Below are 15839 nucleotides of genomic sequence, written 5' to 3'. Positions count from 1 at the left end.
AAAAGCGATTGGGTTTCGACCCGAGAGAGACGATTGGGTCTGTAGCTCAGTTGGTTAGAGCGCACCCCTGATAAGGGTGAGGTCGGCAGTTCGAATCTGCCCAGACCCACCAATTGTCATGGGATGTGGCCGATCTGTAGATGGGGCCATAGCTCAGCTGGGAGAGCGCCTGCTTTGCACGCAGGAGGTCAGCGGTTCGATCCCGCTTGGCTCCACCATTAACTCGAAAATCGCTGAAAGCTCAGAAATGAGTGCTGCTTGCGCATCCTGTGATGTGTGAGGGTATTGATTTCTGGTCTTTGCGCCAGAACTGTTCTTTAAAAATTTGGGTATGTGATAGAAGTAGATTTGAGTGGTCACTTTCACTGGTGATTATTCAAGTCAAGGTAAAATTTGCGTGTTCTCTATGCAAATTTTCGGCGAATGTCGTCTTCACGTTATAGACAGTAACCAGATTGCTTGGGGTTATATGGTCAAGTGAAGAAGCGCATACGGTGGATGCCTTGGCAGTCAGAGGCGATGAAAGACGTGGTAGCCTGCGAAAAGCTTCGGGGAGTCGGCAAACAGACTTTGATCCGGAGATGTCTGAATGGGGGAACCCAGCCATCATAAGATGGTTATCACACACTGAATACATAGGTGTGTGAGGCGAACCAGGGGAACTGAAACATCTAAGTACCCTGAGGAAAAGAAATCAACCGAGATTCCCTTAGTAGTGGCGAGCGAACGGGGATTAGCCCTTAAGCTTCTTTGATTTTAGCGGAACGCTCTGGAAAGTGCGGCCATAGTGGGTGATAGCCCTGTACGCGAAAAGGTCTTAGAAGTGAAATCGAGTAGGACGGAGCACGAGAAACTTTGTCTGAATATGGGGGGACCATCCTCCAAGGCTAAATACTACTGACTGACCGATAGTGAACCAGTACCGTGAGGGAAAGGCGAAAAGAACCCCGGAGAGGGGAGTGAAATAGAACCTGAAACCGTATGCGTACAAGCAGTGGGAGCCTACTTTGTTAGGTGACTGCGTACCTTTTGTATAATGGGTCAGCGACTTATTTTCAGTGGCGAGCTTAACCGAATAGGGGAGGCGTAGCGAAAGCGAGTCTTAATAGGGCGTCTAGTCGCTGGGAATAGACCCGAAACCGGGCGATCTATCCATGGGCAGGTTGAAGGTTAGGTAACACTGACTGGAGGACCGAACCGACTACCGTTGAAAAGTTAGCGGATGACCTGTGGATCGGAGTGAAAGGCTAATCAAGCTCGGAGATAGCTGGTTCTCCTCGAAAGCTATTTAGGTAGCGCCTCGTGTATCACTGCTGGGGGTAGAGCACTGTTTCGGCTAGGGGGTCATCCCGACTTACCAAACCGATGCAAACTCCGAATACCAGCAAGTGTCAGCACGGGAGACACACGGCGGGTGCTAACGTCCGTCGTGAAAAGGGAAACAACCCAGACCGTCAGCTAAGGTCCCAAAATCCTGGTTAAGTGGGAAACGATGTGGGAAGGCTTAGACAGCTAGGAGGTTGGCTTAGAAGCAGCCACCCTTTAAAGAAAGCGTAATAGCTCACTAGTCGAGTCGGCCTGCGCGGAAGATGTAACGGGGCTCAAACCAGGTACCGAAGCTACGGGTTCAACGTAAGTTGAGCGGTAGAGGAGCGTTCTGTAAGCCTGTGAAGGTCAGTTGAGAAGCTGGCTGGAGGTATCAGAAGTGCGAATGCTGACATGAGTAACGACAATGCGAGTGAAAAACTCGCACGCCGAAAGACCAAGGGTTCCTGCGCAACGTTAATCGACGCAGGGTGAGTCGGTCCCTAAGGCGAGGCTGAAGAGCGTAGTCGATGGGAAACGGGTTAATATTCCCGTACTTCTAGTTACTGCGATGGGGGGACGGAGAAGGCTAGGCCAGCAAGGCGTTGGTTGTCCTTGTTTAAGGTGGTAGGCAGAGATCTTAGGTAAATCCGGGATCTTAATGCCGAGAGCTGATGACGAGCTTTCTTTTAGAAAGCGAAGTGGTTGATGCCATGCTTCCAGGAAAAGCCTCTAAGCTTCAGGTAACTAGGAACCGTACCCCAAACCGACACAGGTGGTTGGGTAGAGAATACCAAGGCGCTTGAGAGAACTCGGGTGAAGGAACTAGGCAAAATGGCACCGTAACTTCGGGAGAAGGTGCGCCGGTGAGGGTGAAGTATTTACTACGTAAGCCCATGCCGGTCGAAGATACCAGGCCGCTGCGACTGTTTATTAAAAACACAGCACTCTGCAAACACGAAAGTGGACGTATAGGGTGTGACGCCTGCCCGGTGCCGGAAGGTTAATTGATGGGGTTAGCGCAAGCGAAGCTCTTGATCGAAGCCCCGGTAAACGGCGGCCGTAACTATAACGGTCCTAAGGTAGCGAAATTCCTTGTCGGGTAAGTTCCGACCTGCACGAATGGCGTAACGATGGCGGCGCTGTCTCCACCCGAGACTCAGTGAAATTGAAATCGCTGTGAAGATGCAGTGTATCCGCGGCTAGACGGAAAGACCCCGTGAACCTTTACTATAGCTTTGCACTGGACTTTGAATTTGCTTGTGTAGGATAGGTGGGAGGCTTTGAAGCGTGGACGCCAGTTCGCGTGGAGCCAACCTTGAAATACCACCCTGGCAACTTTGAGGTTCTAACTCTGGTCCGTTATCCGGATCGAGGACAGTGTATGGTGGGTAGTTTGACTGGGGCGGTCTCCTCCTAAAGAGTAACGGAGGAGTACGAAGGTGCGCTCAGACCGGTCGGAAATCGGTCGTAGAGTATAAAGGCAAAAGCGCGCTTGACTGCGAGACAGACACGTCGAGCAGGTACGAAAGTAGGTCTTAGTGATCCGGTGGTTCTGTATGGAAGGGCCATCGCTCAACGGATAAAAGGTACTCCGGGGATAACAGGCTGATACCGCCCAAGAGTTCATATCGACGGCGGTGTTTGGCACCTCGATGTCGGCTCATCACATCCTGGGGCTGAAGCCGGTCCCAAGGGTATGGCTGTTCGCCATTTAAAGTGGTACGCGAGCTGGGTTTAGAACGTCGTGAGACAGTTCGGTCCCTATCTGCCGTGGACGTTTGAGATTTGAGAGGGGCTGCTCCTAGTACGAGAGGACCGGAGTGGACGAACCTCTGGTGTTCCGGTTGTCACGCCAGTGGCATTGCCGGGTAGCTACGTTCGGAAGAGATAACCGCTGAAAGCATCTAAGCGGGAAACTTGCCTCAAGATGAGATCTCACTGGAGCCTTGAGCTCCCTGAAGGGCCGTCGAAGACTACGACGTTGATAGGTTGGGTGTGTAAGCGCTGTGAGGCGTTGAGCTAACCAATACTAATTGCCCGTGAGGCTTGACCATATAACACCCAAACAATTTGGCTGTTAGACGGAAAGTCGACAAACAGACCGAAAATCTGCACGAACACGCAATACCGATTCATCACATACCCGATTGGCTGCAGCGGCTAAACCCCGAGGCAGCAACTGAATTGCTTGACGACCATAGAGCGTTGGAACCACCTGATCCCTTCCCGAACTCAGTAGTGAAACGACGCATCGCCGATGGTAGTGTGGGGTCTCCCCATGTGAGAGTAGGTCATCGTCAAGCTCCTTTCCCAAACCCCCGACCCGCGTAAGCTGGTCGGGGGTTTGCTTTTGGGGCAGAGAAAAGCACAAGGCGCTAACGCGGTGCTGGAATTGCCGATAGTGCAACTGAACTGCAGTTATCTTGTGCTGTTTTCGTCTGCCTGGAGCCGGTGGTGACCAACCACGTAGTCCTTTGCAGTTCTCCGGCTCCACCGTGTGCCGTTAGTGCTTCAGCACTTCCACAGCCATTCATTCGCTCATCGGCCAGCATCTACAGCTGGTGTAATGCATGTGCCATGCTGTCAAAATGCGTAAAATCGCCCCTCAAACTGGCGACCAGACTGTGAGTCTATCTAGTGGAAATATTCAAAGAGTTTACGTTTGAGTCAGCACATCGTTTGCCGAATGTACCGCAGGGACACAAATGTGGCCGACTGCACGGGCATTCTTTCCGGGTAGCGTTATATATCAGCGGTACGGTGGATCCGCATACGGGCTGGATCCGCGATTTTGGTGAAATCAAGTCTGTCTTCAAGCCGTTGTATGAGCTGCTGGATCACAATTACCTGAACGATATTCCTGGGTTAGAAAACCCCACAAGCGAGAATCTTGCGAAATGGATCTGGACTGAGCTCAAACCGCTTCTGCCTGAGCTTTCGCGTATCCGTATTCATGAAACCTGTACAAGCGGTTGTGAGTACTGCGGCGATTAAGCATTGCCCAGAGCGTGCGGTCTGATCATTCCTATGCTTGGCATCTATATCAGACAAAGTGGGCTAAGTAGGCATTTGGGTAAAGCATTCTCGTGCAGCGCGTTGCCCAGGTAGATACGTGTAAGTTGCTTATCGTGCAGATCTGCTTTTGACACCCCAGTTCCGTTATTGCAGAGTACGGCGTTTTTTCCGCGACGTTTGTCGTTTGTATGGAGAGTTCAATGAACGCAGTTGTTGCGGCTGTTGGCATCATGCTGATCCTGAGTCTTTGCCGCGTGCATGTAGTGGTCGCGCTCATCGCTGGAGCCATGGCTGGCGGTTTGATTGGTGGCTTGGGAATTGAGGGTAGCTTGGCGGCATTCAACAAGGGGCTAGGCGGTGGCGCAACAGTTGCCTTGTCTTATGCGTTGCTGGGTGCGTTTGCCGTTGCCATTGGAAAAAGCGGGTTGGCTCACGCCCTTGCTGACAAGGCGCTAGCTTTGGTTGGAAAGCAAGGAGCGCAAGGGGGCGGAGCGGTTAAGTGGATGATGATCGGCTTGCTGCTTGCCGTTGCTGTTTCATCACAGAATATCCTTCCTATTCATATCGCATTTATTCCCCTACTGGTTCCCCCGCTGCTTTTTGTGCTGTCGAAGATGAAGATCGACAGGCGTTTGATTGCATGTGTGCTCGCGTTCGGTCTGATTACCCCGTATATGTTTCTCCCGGTCGGGTTCGGCAATATTTTCTTGAACGAGATCTTGCTGGCAAACGTTGCTAAAAGTGGCGTGGATGTAACTGGAATCATAGTCACGCAGGCAATGCTGATCCCCGCAATCGGGATGCTCGTGGGATTGCTGATTGCTTTTTATAGCTATCGAAAGCCCCGCGAATACGACCTCGTGCGTGTCGAGCAGCTTGAAAAAACTACAGTGACCTACAGTCCCCTCACGCTGCTGGTGGCTGCTGTCGCAGTTGCAGCGGCCTTCGTGATTCAGCTTTGGCTGGACTCGATGATACTTGGTGCGCTTGCTGGGTTCGTGATCTTTTCCGTTTCCGGCGTGGTGCGCTGGCGCGAAGCGGATGACCTGTTCACCGACGGGATGAAGGTGATGGCCATGATTGGCTTCATCATGATCGCGGCCGCTGGTTTTGCCGAGGTGATGCGTGAAACGGGCGAGGTCAAGTTGCTGGTAGACGCTTCGACTCAATGGATCGGCGACAGCAAGGCTGTCGGCGCGCTGTTGATGCTCCTGGTGGGATTGCTGGTAACCATCGGAATTGGGTCTTCTTTTTCCACAGTGCCGATCATTGCCGCGATTTTTGTTCCCCTAGGTGTCGAGCTGGGTTTTAGTCCGTTGGCGATCGTCAGTCTGGTCGGGACTGCCGGTGCTCTGGGCGATGGCGGTTCTCCCGCATCCGACTCCACTCTCGGTCCGACCGCCGGGTTGAATGCGGACGGCCAGCACAATCATATCTGGGATACTGTCGTGCCGACGTTTCTACATTACAACCTGCCACTTCTGGCATTTGGTTGGTTGGCGGCAATGACGCTGTAACGCATCAAATTCAGTGTCAGCTGTACGCCTAACTCCGGCCTGACACTGAATCATCTGCCAGGCCCGCACTCGTACCGTCGCTCGTTGACTAAACAGAACCAAACGCAGCGACAGGGTCAACAATGGACAATTCGAGGCTCGAGCAGAAGGTCTTTCTTGCGCTGCTGGTGGTGGTGTCTCTGGCTTTTGGCTGGATCCTGCTGCCGTTCTATGGGGCAGTCTTCTGGGCGGTGATACTGGCGATCATCTTCGCCCCCTTGCAGCGCTATCTTTACAGACGGTTTAGCCAGCGACGCAACCTGACAGCTCTGATCACCTTGCTAGTTTCGTTGCTGGTCGCCGTACTGCCGGTGATTCTGATCGCCGGGATGCTGGTTCAAGAGGGTGCGATCCTCTACAAGCAGATCGAAAGTGGCGAGCTGGACATCGGCAGCTGGGTCGTCAACTTCCGCGAGCTCCTGCCTCAATCGATCCAGCTGCAGCTTCAGCGCTTCGGTTTCGGTGACCTCGATTCCATGCGTGAACGGCTGGCCTCTGGGGCGCTCGAGGGAAGTCAATTCCTCGCGACAAAAGCGTTCAGTTTTGGCCAGGGGACGTTCCAGTTTCTGGTCAGCTTCTTTGTCATGCTGTACCTGCTGTTCTTCTTGATTCGCGACGGGCGTGATCTGGTGGCGCGTATCCGGAAGGCCATTCCGCTCAGCGATGCTCAGAAGCGGCGCCTGTTCAGCAAGTTCACGCGAGTCGTACGCGCGACGGTAAAAGGAAACATTGTCGTCGCCGTTACCCAAGGAGCGCTCGGCGGAATCATCTTCGCCGTGCTCGGGATCTCCGGGGCGCTGCTGTGGGGCGTGCTGATGGCATTCCTGTCATTGTTGCCCGCTGTCGGGGCGGGCCTGATATGGACGCCGGTAGCCATCTATTTCCTGATGACCGGCGCGATCTGGCAGGGCGTGATACTCACGCTTTATGGTGTGTTGGTAATCGGCCTGGTGGATAACATCCTCAGACCAATTCTGGTTGGAAAGGATACAAAGATGCCGGACTACGTCGTGCTTATCTCGACGCTGGGGGGGCTGGCATTGTTCGGACTGAATGGTTTCGTGATCGGCCCGCTGGTCGCGGCGCTATTCATATCGACCTGGGGCCTTTTCACCTCACCAGATGAGCCTTGAGTGTGGTCAGTGGATTTATGGGGGGCCAGCCTTGCGGCTTGGCCCCTCCGCAGTTACATCAGGCGCTTTCCGTCGTCCCGCGTGACGATGACGGTTGCTGAGCGGGGTCTGCGACCCGGCCCGTCCGGCCACGTGCTCGTGTAGTTCGTCGCGGTCGAGTCTTCGCCAGGGTGCTGGATGTTGACGAACAGGGTCCGGAAGTCCGGTGTAGCTGTGATTCCGGTTACCTCAGCGCCCTGAGGCCCGACGAGAAACCGTTTGGTCTCACCGGTTCTGGGATCGGAAACCAACATCTGATTGTTACCAAACGGCCCGCTGCGCAGTTGGCTACCGCTCATGTCAGTCTGAATCCACAGTCGACCCTCGTCGTCGAACCACAACCCATCCGGGCTGGCCATGATGTTGCTTTCATCCAGCGCTCGACCCTTCGGCCCCCGGCTGTTGTCCTGTGGCCCGGCAAGCAAATAGATATCCCAGTTGAATCGCGTGCCTGCAAAGTCGCGGCTCGCTTCACGCCAGCGAATGATGTGACCAAATGCGTTTGGTGCTCGCGGATTGGAGGCGTCGGTTTCCTTGCGTCCGCTGTTATTGGTGAGGGTGAAGTAGACCTCACCGCTATCTGGGTTAACCGCCCCCCATTCTGGGCGGTCCATCTTGGTGGCTCCGACGATGTCGGCGGCCAGACGGGTGTTGATCAGAACTTCACCTTGATCTGCAAATTGAACGCCGGCGGTCTCGCAGGCCCGCTGGAAGGCCGGATTGGCATGATCGAGAGCGAGCCAGTCACCACTGCCGTCGGTGTTGAAACGCGCGACATAGAGGGTCCCCTCGTCCAGCAGCCGCCCATCGCTTCGTTGCGGCCGATAGCGGTCGCGGCTGACGTACTTGTAGATATATTCATTCTGCGAATCGTCGCCGGAATAACAGACAACGGGGCGGCCCGGCCTGACGGGGGCAAACACCAGTCCTTCGTGGGCGAAACGGCCGAGGGCCGTGTGCTTGACTGGCGTTGAGTTCGGATCGAACGGATCTATCTCGACGATCCAGCCAAAGGTGTTGGGCTCGTTACGATAATCCGCTTGTGGATCGGTCGCGATGCGCGAGGCGTTGAAGCGCTCGAACTCATCGCCGGCAACTGTCTCCCAGCCATAACGACCGCTACCGCGCACACCATAGCGGCTAAGTTCACGAGGTAGGTCGCTGTCGGCGGTGGCGAAGTAACCTGCCCAGTTTTCCTCACAGGTGAGGTAGGTACCCCAAGGCGTATGCCCGTTGGCGCAGTTGTTAAGGGTTCCGCGGGTTGAGGTGCCGCTCGGGCTGTAGCGGGTGCGCATCAGCGCATGGCCGCGCGCGGGGCCTTCAATGCGCATCGGCGTGGCACCCGTAATGCGGCGGTTACGGGCTGTCGGCAAGACCGACCAATCGCCGCGCGGGCCCCGGCGGATTTCTACTACCGAAACGCCGTGGGCGTTGATTTCCTTGCGGACCTCGTCGACATCGACACGCTTACCATCGACCACCGTCGGGCCGTTGGGGTGGAGCAGAGGCGCTTGAATGTATTCGTGATTTAGCACCAGCAAGCCGTGATCGCTCTGGCGCCCGCCGAGTTTTGCGTTCATCGGGAAGAAATGCATTCCGTCGTGATGCATGCCGACTTGTTGAGCCTGGTCTTCGGCGCTATTGCTCGCGTCTTCCATCCAGGTCGGGTAGCTACCGGTAATCGGGGTGCCCCATGGAATGAAAGTGGTCGCGGAATAGCCAGCAGGAACGGTAATAGCATCGGCCCGCGTTACCGCCACTGGCGAAAACGGCAGACGGGTACGGCGTCGGAAGGGGAGCTCCTTGAGTCCTTGCGCGGATGGTTCAGCCGCTCGCGCAAGTCCGGGAATAGCCGCACCTAGAAAGGCCATGGCTCCCAGGGCTGCGCCGCCAACCACTATCTTTCGACGGCCAGCAGAGATCACATCCTGAATGTGTGGGTTCGTCGATTGGTTACTGGGCAACTCGTCCCCGTTGCCAAACAAAATGTCGTTGTTCTCAGTAGTCACGGCGCAGCTCCATTACGATTTTTGTCGGACCCATGACGCTAAATTCGATATGCGACAACAGAATGACAGGTAGGGGTCGTGCCGACGAAATGTCGCCTCGTCTACGCAGTCTGCTTGCTCGCAAAAAAAAAGCCTCGGCAGATGCCGAGGCTTTTTGTTAACACCTGCGGCCGGTGAGGGCCGCGAACCGATTCTTAGTGGAACTGGTTCATGGTGTTGTCTTTACCGCTTGCCTTCAGAGCGGCTTCGCCAGCGAAGTACTCCTTGTGGTTGTCGCCGATGTCGGAACCAGCCATGTTCTGGTGCTTGACGCAGGCGATGCCCTGACGCAGTTCCTGACGCTGAACGCCCTTCACGTACGCCAGCATACCCTGGTCGGCGAAGTACCCCTTGGCCAGGTTGTCGGTGGACAGCGCGGCGGTGTGGTAGGTCGGCAGGGTGATCAGGTGGTGGAAGATGCCGGCGTGAGCCGAACCGTCGCGCTGGAAGGTACGGATCTTCTCGTCTGCAACCTGGGCCAGTTCGGTTTCGTCGTACTCGACGCTCATCAGCTTGGCGCGGTCGTAGGCGGAAACGTCTTTGCCTTCGGCGACGAACGCATCGAAGACCTGCTGACGGAAGTTCAGCGTCCAGTTGAACGACGGACTGTTGTTGTAGACCAGCTTGGCGTTCGGGATGGTCTTGCGGATTTCGTCAACCATGGCCGCGATCTGACCAACGTGCGGCTTCTCGGTTTCGATCCACAGCAGGTCAGCACCGTTCTGCAGCGAGGTGATGCAGTCCAGTACGCAGCGTGCTTCACCGGTGCCAGCGCGGAACTGGAAGAGGTTGGACGGCAGACGCTTCGGACGCAGCAGCTTGCCTTCGCGGTTCAGAACTACGTCACCGTTGTTCAGATCGGCGGCGGAGACTTCTTCACAATCCAGGAAGGAGTTGTACAGGTCGCCCAGGTCGCCCGGCTCTTTGGTCACGGCGATCTGCTTGGTCAGGCCGGCACCCAGGGAGTCGGTACGAGCAACGATCACACCGTTGTCGATGCCCAGTTCGAGGAAGGCGTAACGCACAGCTGCGATCTTGGCGAGGAAGTCGGCGTGGGGAACGGTCACTTTACCGTCCTGGTGGCCGCACTGCTTCTCGTCGGAAACCTGGTTCTCGATCTGGATGCAGCAAGCGCCTGCTTCGATCATGCGCTTGGCCAGCAGGTAGGTGGCTTCCGGGTTACCGAAGCCAGCGTCGATGTCTGCGATGATCGGTACGATGTGGGTTTCGTAGTTATCGATCTGGTTCTGAATGTCGGCAGCCTTGGCGCTGTCGCCAGCTTCGCGAGCGGCGTCCAGAGCGGTGAACAGCAGGTCCAGCTCGCGGCTGTCAGCCTGACGCAGGAAGGTGTACAGCTCTTCGATCAGGTCGGAAACGGCAGTCTTCTCGTGCATGGACTGGTCCGGCAGCGGGCCGAACTCGGAGCGCAGAGCAGCAACCATCCAGCCGGACAGGTAGAGGTAACGCTTGTTGGTGGTCTTCAGGTGCTTCTTGATGGAGATCAGCTTCTGCTGACCGATGAAGCCGTGCCAGCAACCGAGGGACTGCGTGTAGACGGACGAGTCGGCGTCGTACTCGGCCATGTCCTTGCGCATGATGTCGGCGGTGTACTGAGCAATCTCCAGACCGGTCTTGAAGCGGTTCTGGGCGCGCATGCGAGCGACGGACTCAGGGTTGATGGCGGCCCAGCTGCTGCCGTGTTGCTCTTTCAGGGCGGCAACTGCCTTGATGTCGTCTTGATATGCGGACATGTTCAATCCTTCAAAAATGAGTGTGGTTGAGCACCGACTTTTCCCACCGAAACCTACGTGCTATCGCTGATCATTGCGGGCAACACGCGGCAGAGCGTCGAAATATCGACCGGGACGAGGATTGAACCAAGAGAAGGGGGGATACGACCGCCGGGCTGGTTCCGGTTGCTGCGCCCACAGCCGGCGTGGCTGCCGTGTGCGCTACAACAACGAGAAGCTTTCAGTCTGGCTGATGCGTCAATCGCTACCCCGTCCCTCAGGACGACTCGTTCCAGTCGCAACCTCGTCAGTCCGCCTTGTGGGCAGTACAGTCACGGAACGGCTCGGCTGGTTGGCTTGAGCACGCCCCGGAGACCCTTGCCAGGGCCCCTGGTTAGCGGGAGCGGGGCAATAATGCTCCGCTGAAATTGCATCGTCAATCGTTTTGTAGTGTTTTTTTTGGGGCACTACATCGTGGCGTGGCTGTCAGGGACCTGCTGATGTTCAGTCCAGAACATCGACCTTGAGGCGCATCGACAGGTTCTGGCCGCCCTGGGTGGAATAGCGACGTAACGTGCCTTGCTGCTCGGAGCTAGCGCTTTCATCGACGCCGCCGATGGTGATCCATTCACCGATACGACCGCTTACCCGAGTGTCCGCATTCTGAACTTCCACCACGCCACCACTGCCTTGCGCAAGCCGGTCTCGGGTACTGCTTATGGTGACTTGCACCCGGTCGCCGTGCACTGTGGCGGTGGCGTAGAAGCCGCGGAGAACGTCGCGATATTGCGTTTGCTGGTAGATCTGGCCGTAGCCATCTGTGCCCTGGGTGGTCAGCGGCACACTCTGGCCCACCTGAATCAGCGCCGGATAACCCTCGCTGGCCTGAACCTGCTGAACGCCGCCATCCCTGCTGTTCGTGCTGCGGCGGATGATTCGCGCCCGATCACGCCCACCAATCTCTCCGCGTCCGGTTTCAAACTCCACGTCGCCGGAGCGTACCGAGCCGTCCACTTGATAGCCGCCTGCGGAGCTGCTGGCCGAGTCCTGAGTATCGACACTGATGAGCAGACGCTTGGGCTCGACGTCCAGCTGATCGATCACCTGCCGCAGTTCGCTGATGAGCGCGTCCGGTGCATTGACGATCAGCTGGCTGCCGTAGGCTGTGACCCGTCCCTGGCCACCGAGCACCGACTCCGCTACGGGAATAACGTCTTCGGCCATGCGATTGTCGAGCTGAATGACTTCGGTCGCCGCTTGTAACGGAAGACAGATGCTGACAGCAACGGACAGCAGAAAGATTCGAGGGCTCATAGCAGAAAACTCCGCAGGTTTGCATCCGCTAATCCATGTTCCCAGGCCTTGTCGAATTCCACTTGGCGTATGCGCACCCGGGCGAGGTCGTGGTACAGGGCATAGCCGGCGTATTGGTCAGCCTTGGGGCGTTGCAGCAGACCACAATCATCGGCGATCAGATAGGCGCCGCTCTGCTCGGGATAATCGGGGTTCAGCTTGCGGATATGTACATTGCTGGTCAATCGCCGAGCAAGCTGCAGAAGACGGTGGCCTTCTTTGATCGCTCGTGTCGGGTCGCCGATCAAAATACGCAGGCGGTTGCGCGGGTGGGCCAGCAGTAGGCGAGTGCAAGCCTGCTGAACGCTGCTGTGATGATAAAGCCAGGGTTCCAGATCCGTGCTGTAGATGCACAGCGAGCGAGTCGCCTGCTGCAACATGGCCAAAGCATGCTGGCGAACCTCGTTGGGTTCGCTGAAGCGTTGCAGTTCGGTGTCCTGTCCAAGCTCAAAGGTGGCCCCTCTCCAAGCGAGAGGCTCGGGAAGGTCGGCTTGGGGGTTGTGAACGGCAAAACGCCCCGGAGAGTGAAAGTCTATGGCCGGGAGTTCGGCCTGATCGCTACTTTCGTCAGGGGCGCTGTCGCTCATACGGCCTCAGTGGCTCCGGCGGAGCATGTCGACGTGGGGGATTCCAGCTTCGAGAAACTCATCGCTGACCACTTCAAAACCAAGTCGCTCATAGAAGGCGGTGGCGTGAACCTGCGCAGTCAGTGTCTGCTCCGTCAGGCCCCGGCGCTCCGCCTCCGCAAGGACGGCGCGCATCAGCGCATCGCCCACGTTCATGCCGCGCCAGTCGCGCAGGACTGCTACCCGGCCAATCTGCCCGTCGGCCAGCAACCGTGCAGTACCGATCGGATAGTCGCCCTCGAGGGCGAGAAAATGCACGGCTTCGTTATCGTCGGCATCCCACTCCTGCTCGGGCGGAACGGCCTGCTCGGCAATGAACACGGCCTCCCGAATGCGCCGCAGTTCGGCGTTGTCCTGCTGCCAGTCGGCGATCCGTACCTGAACGCTATTCATCAGCAAACTCCAGACTTCCTTGTTTGACCAGTTCGCACAAAAGCCCCCGGCCGTCGTCGTCGCTCAGCCAGTCGCCGATATTATCGGCGTGCAACGCATCAGCCGAGCAGATCAGTTTCAGCAGTTCGCGCAGCTTAGAGGGAAGCAGGCGACTCTGGCCACTGGCGAACAGTAGCAGGCCGATGTCGACTTCGCTCCAGGCCAGGCGTGCCGCCGGGTTGCGGACCAGCAGGGCGCCATCTTCGATTGCCGAGCGCAGATCGATCTCCTCCAGCTCAGGCCCCTCCACCCGCTCCGGATAGCGCGGCTCGGTCATGAACTGGCCGAACCATGTGAGCAACAAACGCTCGTCGCTCATGTGCTCGGCAAGCAGCGCTTTCAATCGATCCAGTGCGTCGCTCTGGATCTGGTAGGGGTCGTCGCTCGGTTGCAGATCGGCGTCGCTGTAACGATCCTCGTCCGGCAGGAACTGCGCCAGGAAGTCGGTGAAGTGGGTCAGTACCTCGGCAGCGCTAGGGGCACGGAAGCCGACCGAATAGGTCATGCAGGCATCCTCTGCGGTGCCGAAGTGGGCCAGGCGAGGCGGAAGGTAAAGCATGTCACCGGGTTCCAGCACCCATTCATCGGTGCCTTCGAATTCGGCCAGGATGCGTAGATCGCCGTGGCTCAGCATCGGGCTTTCGCTGTCGCACATCTGCCCGATGCGCCAGCAGCGCTGACCATGCGCCTGCAGCAGGAATACGTCGTAGTTGTCGAAATGCGGGCCGACGCCGCCGCCCGGTGCGGCATAGCTAATCATCACATCGTCGATGCGCCAGTTGGGAAGGAAGCGGAAGTGCTCGATCAGATCGGCGACTTCCGGTACCAGCTGGTCGACGGCCTGGACCAGCAGGGTCCAGTCACGCTCGGGCAGCTGCTGGTAGGTGTCTTCGGCAAAGGGACCGCGACGCAACTCCCAGGGGCTTTCGCCGTGCTCGATGATCAGGCGGGATTCGACTTCCTCTTCCAGCGAAAGGCCAGCCAGTTCGTCCGGCGAGATGGGGCTCTGAAAGTCTGGGATGGCCTGGCGAATGAGCAGCGGTCTCTTCTGCCAGTAGTCGCGCAGAAATTCCCGGGCGCTGATGCCGCCCAGAATTTGAAGTGGAATATCAGAAGTCATGCGTAACACCTTGCTCTATATACAGAGCTGAAAATAAAAACGCCCGGCACAGCCGGGCGTGCATACATGGTCGTACTCAGATGCGCTTGGCCTGGGCAACGGCGTTGCCGATGTAGTTGGCCGGCGTCAATTTGCGTAGTTCGGCCTTTGCTTCGGCAGGAATATCCAGGCCGTCGATGAAAGACTGCAGGGCTTCGGGCGTAATGCCTTTGCCGCGGGTCAGGTCCTTCAGTTTTTCGTAGGCGTTTTCCACGGCGTAGCGGCGCATGACCGTCTGTACCGGTTCGGCCAGCACTTCCCAGCAAGCGTCGAGGTCTTCGGCGATGCGGGCGATGTTGAGCTCCAGCTTACCGATACCCTTGAGGCTCGCTTCGTAGGCTATGACGCTGTGGGCAAAGCCGACGCCAAGATTGCGCAGCACGGTGGAGTCGGTCAGGTCACGCTGCCAGCGGGAGATCGGGAGCTTGCTGGCCAGGTGCTGGAACAGTGCATTGGCGATACCCAGGTTGCCTTCGGAGTTCTCGAAGTCGATCGGATTGACCTTGTGCGGCATGGTCGACGAGCCGATCTCGCCAGCAACGGTCTTCTGCTTGAAGTAACCGAGCGAGATGTAGCCCCAGACGTCGCGGTCGAAATCGATGAGGATGGTGTTGAACCGGGCGATGGCATCGAACAGTTCGGCAATGTAGTCGTGCGGCTCGATCTGCGTGGTGTAGGGGTTCCATGTCAGGCCGAGGTCGCCTTCGATGAACTCGCGGGCGTTGGCTTCCCAGTCGATCTCGGGATAGGCACTCAGGTGGGCGTTATAGTTGCCCACTGCGCCGTTGATCTTGCCCAGCAGCGGAACGGCGGCGACCTGGGCGATCTGGCGCTCCAGACGGTACACCACGTTCGCCAGCTCCTTGCCGAGCGTCGTCGGCGACGCTGGCTGGCCATGCGTACGCGAGAGCATCGGTACGTCAGCGAATTGCACGGCCAGGCTGCGGATTGATTCGGCAAGCTGGCGCATCAGCGGCAGCAGAACGCTGTCGCGGCCTTCACGCAGCATCAGCGCGTGGGAGAGGTTGTTGATATCTTCGCTGGTGCAGGCGAAGTGGATGAATTCGTTGACCTTGGCCAGTTCCGGCAGCTGCTTGGCCTGCTCCTTGAGCAGGTACTCGACGGCTTTTACGTCATGGTTGGTGGTTCGCTCGAATTCCTTCACGCGCTCGGCGTGCTTCAGCTGGAAGTTCTCGGCCAGCTGGTTCAGCACCGAGTTGGCTTCGGCGGAGAAGGGGGGGACTTCCGGAATGCCTGGGTGGGCTGCCAGGCGCTGGAGCCAGCGGACTTCGACCTGGACGCGGCAACGAATCAGGCCGAATTCGCTGAAGATCGGGCGCAGGGCGCTGGTTTTGCCGGCGTAGCGGCCGTCGACGGGGGAAACCGCCGTGAGCGAGGAAAGCTGCATAGAGGGCATTCTCGGACAGTCAGGCAACGAAA

At 57.4% G+C, this 15839-nt stretch carries 10 protein-coding genes, 2 tRNA genes and 2 rRNA genes; 7 read left to right on the top strand and 7 right to left on the bottom strand.

Annotation, left to right across the window (positions count from 1 at the left end; all coding sequences use genetic code 11):
- The first annotated feature begins 35 nt into the window (after positions 1 to 35).
- From LW136_RS12950 to LW136_RS12920, 7 genes are all read left to right on the top strand, one after another.
- Positions 36 to 112: transfer RNA gene (locus LW136_RS12950), tRNA-Ile, on the top strand.
- Positions 113 to 142: 30 nt separating this feature from the next.
- Positions 143 to 218, top strand: a tRNA-Ala gene (locus tag LW136_RS12945).
- Between the two features lie 253 nt (positions 219 to 471).
- Positions 472 to 3362: ribosomal RNA gene (locus tag LW136_RS12940) — 23S ribosomal RNA — on the top strand.
- A 133-nt stretch (positions 3363 to 3495) separates the two neighbouring features.
- A 5S ribosomal RNA gene (gene rrf / locus LW136_RS12935) occupies positions 3496 to 3611 on the top strand.
- A gap of 334 nt (positions 3612 to 3945) precedes the next feature.
- Positions 3946 to 4302, top strand: a complete 357-nt coding sequence (queD, locus tag LW136_RS12930) for a 6-carboxytetrahydropterin synthase QueD (protein ID WP_014820063.1) — start codon at positions 3946 to 3948, stop codon at positions 4300 to 4302.
- A 221-nt stretch (positions 4303 to 4523) separates the two neighbouring features.
- The gene (locus LW136_RS12925; protein ID WP_234173067.1) at positions 4524 to 5840 is read left to right on the top strand and encodes a Na+/H+ antiporter family protein; all 1317 of its coding nucleotides are present in this window, start codon (positions 4524 to 4526) and stop codon (positions 5838 to 5840) included.
- Between the two features lie 122 nt (positions 5841 to 5962).
- Entirely contained in the window at positions 5963 to 7012 is a 1050-nt protein-coding gene (locus LW136_RS12920; RefSeq protein ID WP_041013682.1) for an AI-2E family transporter, read from the top strand.
- Between the two features lie 53 nt (positions 7013 to 7065).
- Here LW136_RS12920 and LW136_RS12915 read toward each other — a convergent pair whose 3' ends face one another.
- The 7 genes from LW136_RS12915 to purB all read right to left on the bottom strand — a co-directional run bounded on the left by LW136_RS12915 (position 7066) and on the right by purB (position 15807).
- Entirely contained in the window at positions 7066 to 9060 is a 1995-nt protein-coding gene (locus tag LW136_RS12915) for a PhoX family protein (protein ID WP_234173066.1), read from the bottom strand.
- A 194-nt stretch (positions 9061 to 9254) separates the two neighbouring features.
- Entirely contained in the window at positions 9255 to 10850 is a 1596-nt protein-coding gene (locus tag LW136_RS12910) for an isocitrate lyase (protein ID WP_234173065.1), read from the bottom strand.
- Positions 10851 to 11333: 483 nt separating this feature from the next.
- The gene (locus LW136_RS12905; protein ID WP_125898357.1) at positions 11334 to 12143 is read right to left on the bottom strand and encodes a secretin N-terminal domain-containing protein; all 810 of its coding nucleotides are present in this window, start codon (positions 12141 to 12143) and stop codon (positions 11334 to 11336) included.
- On the bottom strand, positions 12140 to 12769 hold the full coding sequence (locus LW136_RS12900; protein ID WP_234173064.1) for a DUF7931 domain-containing protein: 630 nt from the start codon (positions 12767 to 12769) through the stop codon (positions 12140 to 12142). Before LW136_RS12900 ends, LW136_RS12905 begins: the two co-directional genes overlap by 4 nt.
- A 6-nt stretch (positions 12770 to 12775) precedes the next feature.
- Entirely contained in the window at positions 12776 to 13201 is a 426-nt protein-coding gene (locus tag LW136_RS12895) for a GNAT family N-acetyltransferase (protein ID WP_014820070.1), read from the bottom strand.
- Positions 13194 to 14360, bottom strand: a complete 1167-nt coding sequence (locus LW136_RS12890; protein WP_234173063.1) for a ribosomal protein uL16 3-hydroxylase — start codon at positions 14358 to 14360, stop codon at positions 13194 to 13196. Before LW136_RS12890 ends, LW136_RS12895 begins: the two co-directional genes overlap by 8 nt.
- Positions 14361 to 14436: 76 nt before the next feature.
- On the bottom strand, positions 14437 to 15807 hold the full coding sequence (gene purB / locus LW136_RS12885; protein ID WP_234173062.1) for an adenylosuccinate lyase: 1371 nt from the start codon (positions 15805 to 15807) through the stop codon (positions 14437 to 14439).
- Positions 15808 to 15839: the final 32 nt, after the last annotated feature.

Source organism: Stutzerimonas kunmingensis (assembly GCF_021432085.1).
Taxonomy (GTDB): Bacteria; Pseudomonadota; Gammaproteobacteria; order Pseudomonadales; family Pseudomonadaceae; genus Stutzerimonas.
This window is presented reverse-complemented; position numbering and strand designations above follow the sequence as displayed.

Coding starts and splice junctions, on each gene's coding strand:
- LW136_RS12905 (WP_125898357.1), bottom strand. CDS start 12,143: ATGAGCCCTCGAATCTTTCTGCTGTCCGTTGCTGTCAGCATCTGTCTT.
- LW136_RS12925 (WP_234173067.1), top strand. CDS start 4,524: ATGAACGCAGTTGTTGCGGCTGTTGGCATCATGCTGATCCTGAGTCTT.
- LW136_RS12895 (WP_014820070.1), bottom strand. CDS start 13,201: ATGAATAGCGTTCAGGTACGGATCGCCGACTGGCAGCAGGACAACGCC.
- LW136_RS12890 (WP_234173063.1), bottom strand. CDS start 14,360: ATGACTTCTGATATTCCACTTCAAATTCTGGGCGGCATCAGCGCCCGG.
- purB (WP_234173062.1), bottom strand. CDS start 15,807: ATGCAGCTTTCCTCGCTCACGGCGGTTTCCCCCGTCGACGGCCGCTAC.
- LW136_RS12900 (WP_234173064.1), bottom strand. CDS start 12,769: ATGAGCGACAGCGCCCCTGACGAAAGTAGCGATCAGGCCGAACTCCCG.
- LW136_RS12920 (WP_041013682.1), top strand. CDS start 5,963: ATGGACAATTCGAGGCTCGAGCAGAAGGTCTTTCTTGCGCTGCTGGTG.
- LW136_RS12910 (WP_234173065.1), bottom strand. CDS start 10,850: ATGTCCGCATATCAAGACGACATCAAGGCAGTTGCCGCCCTGAAAGAG.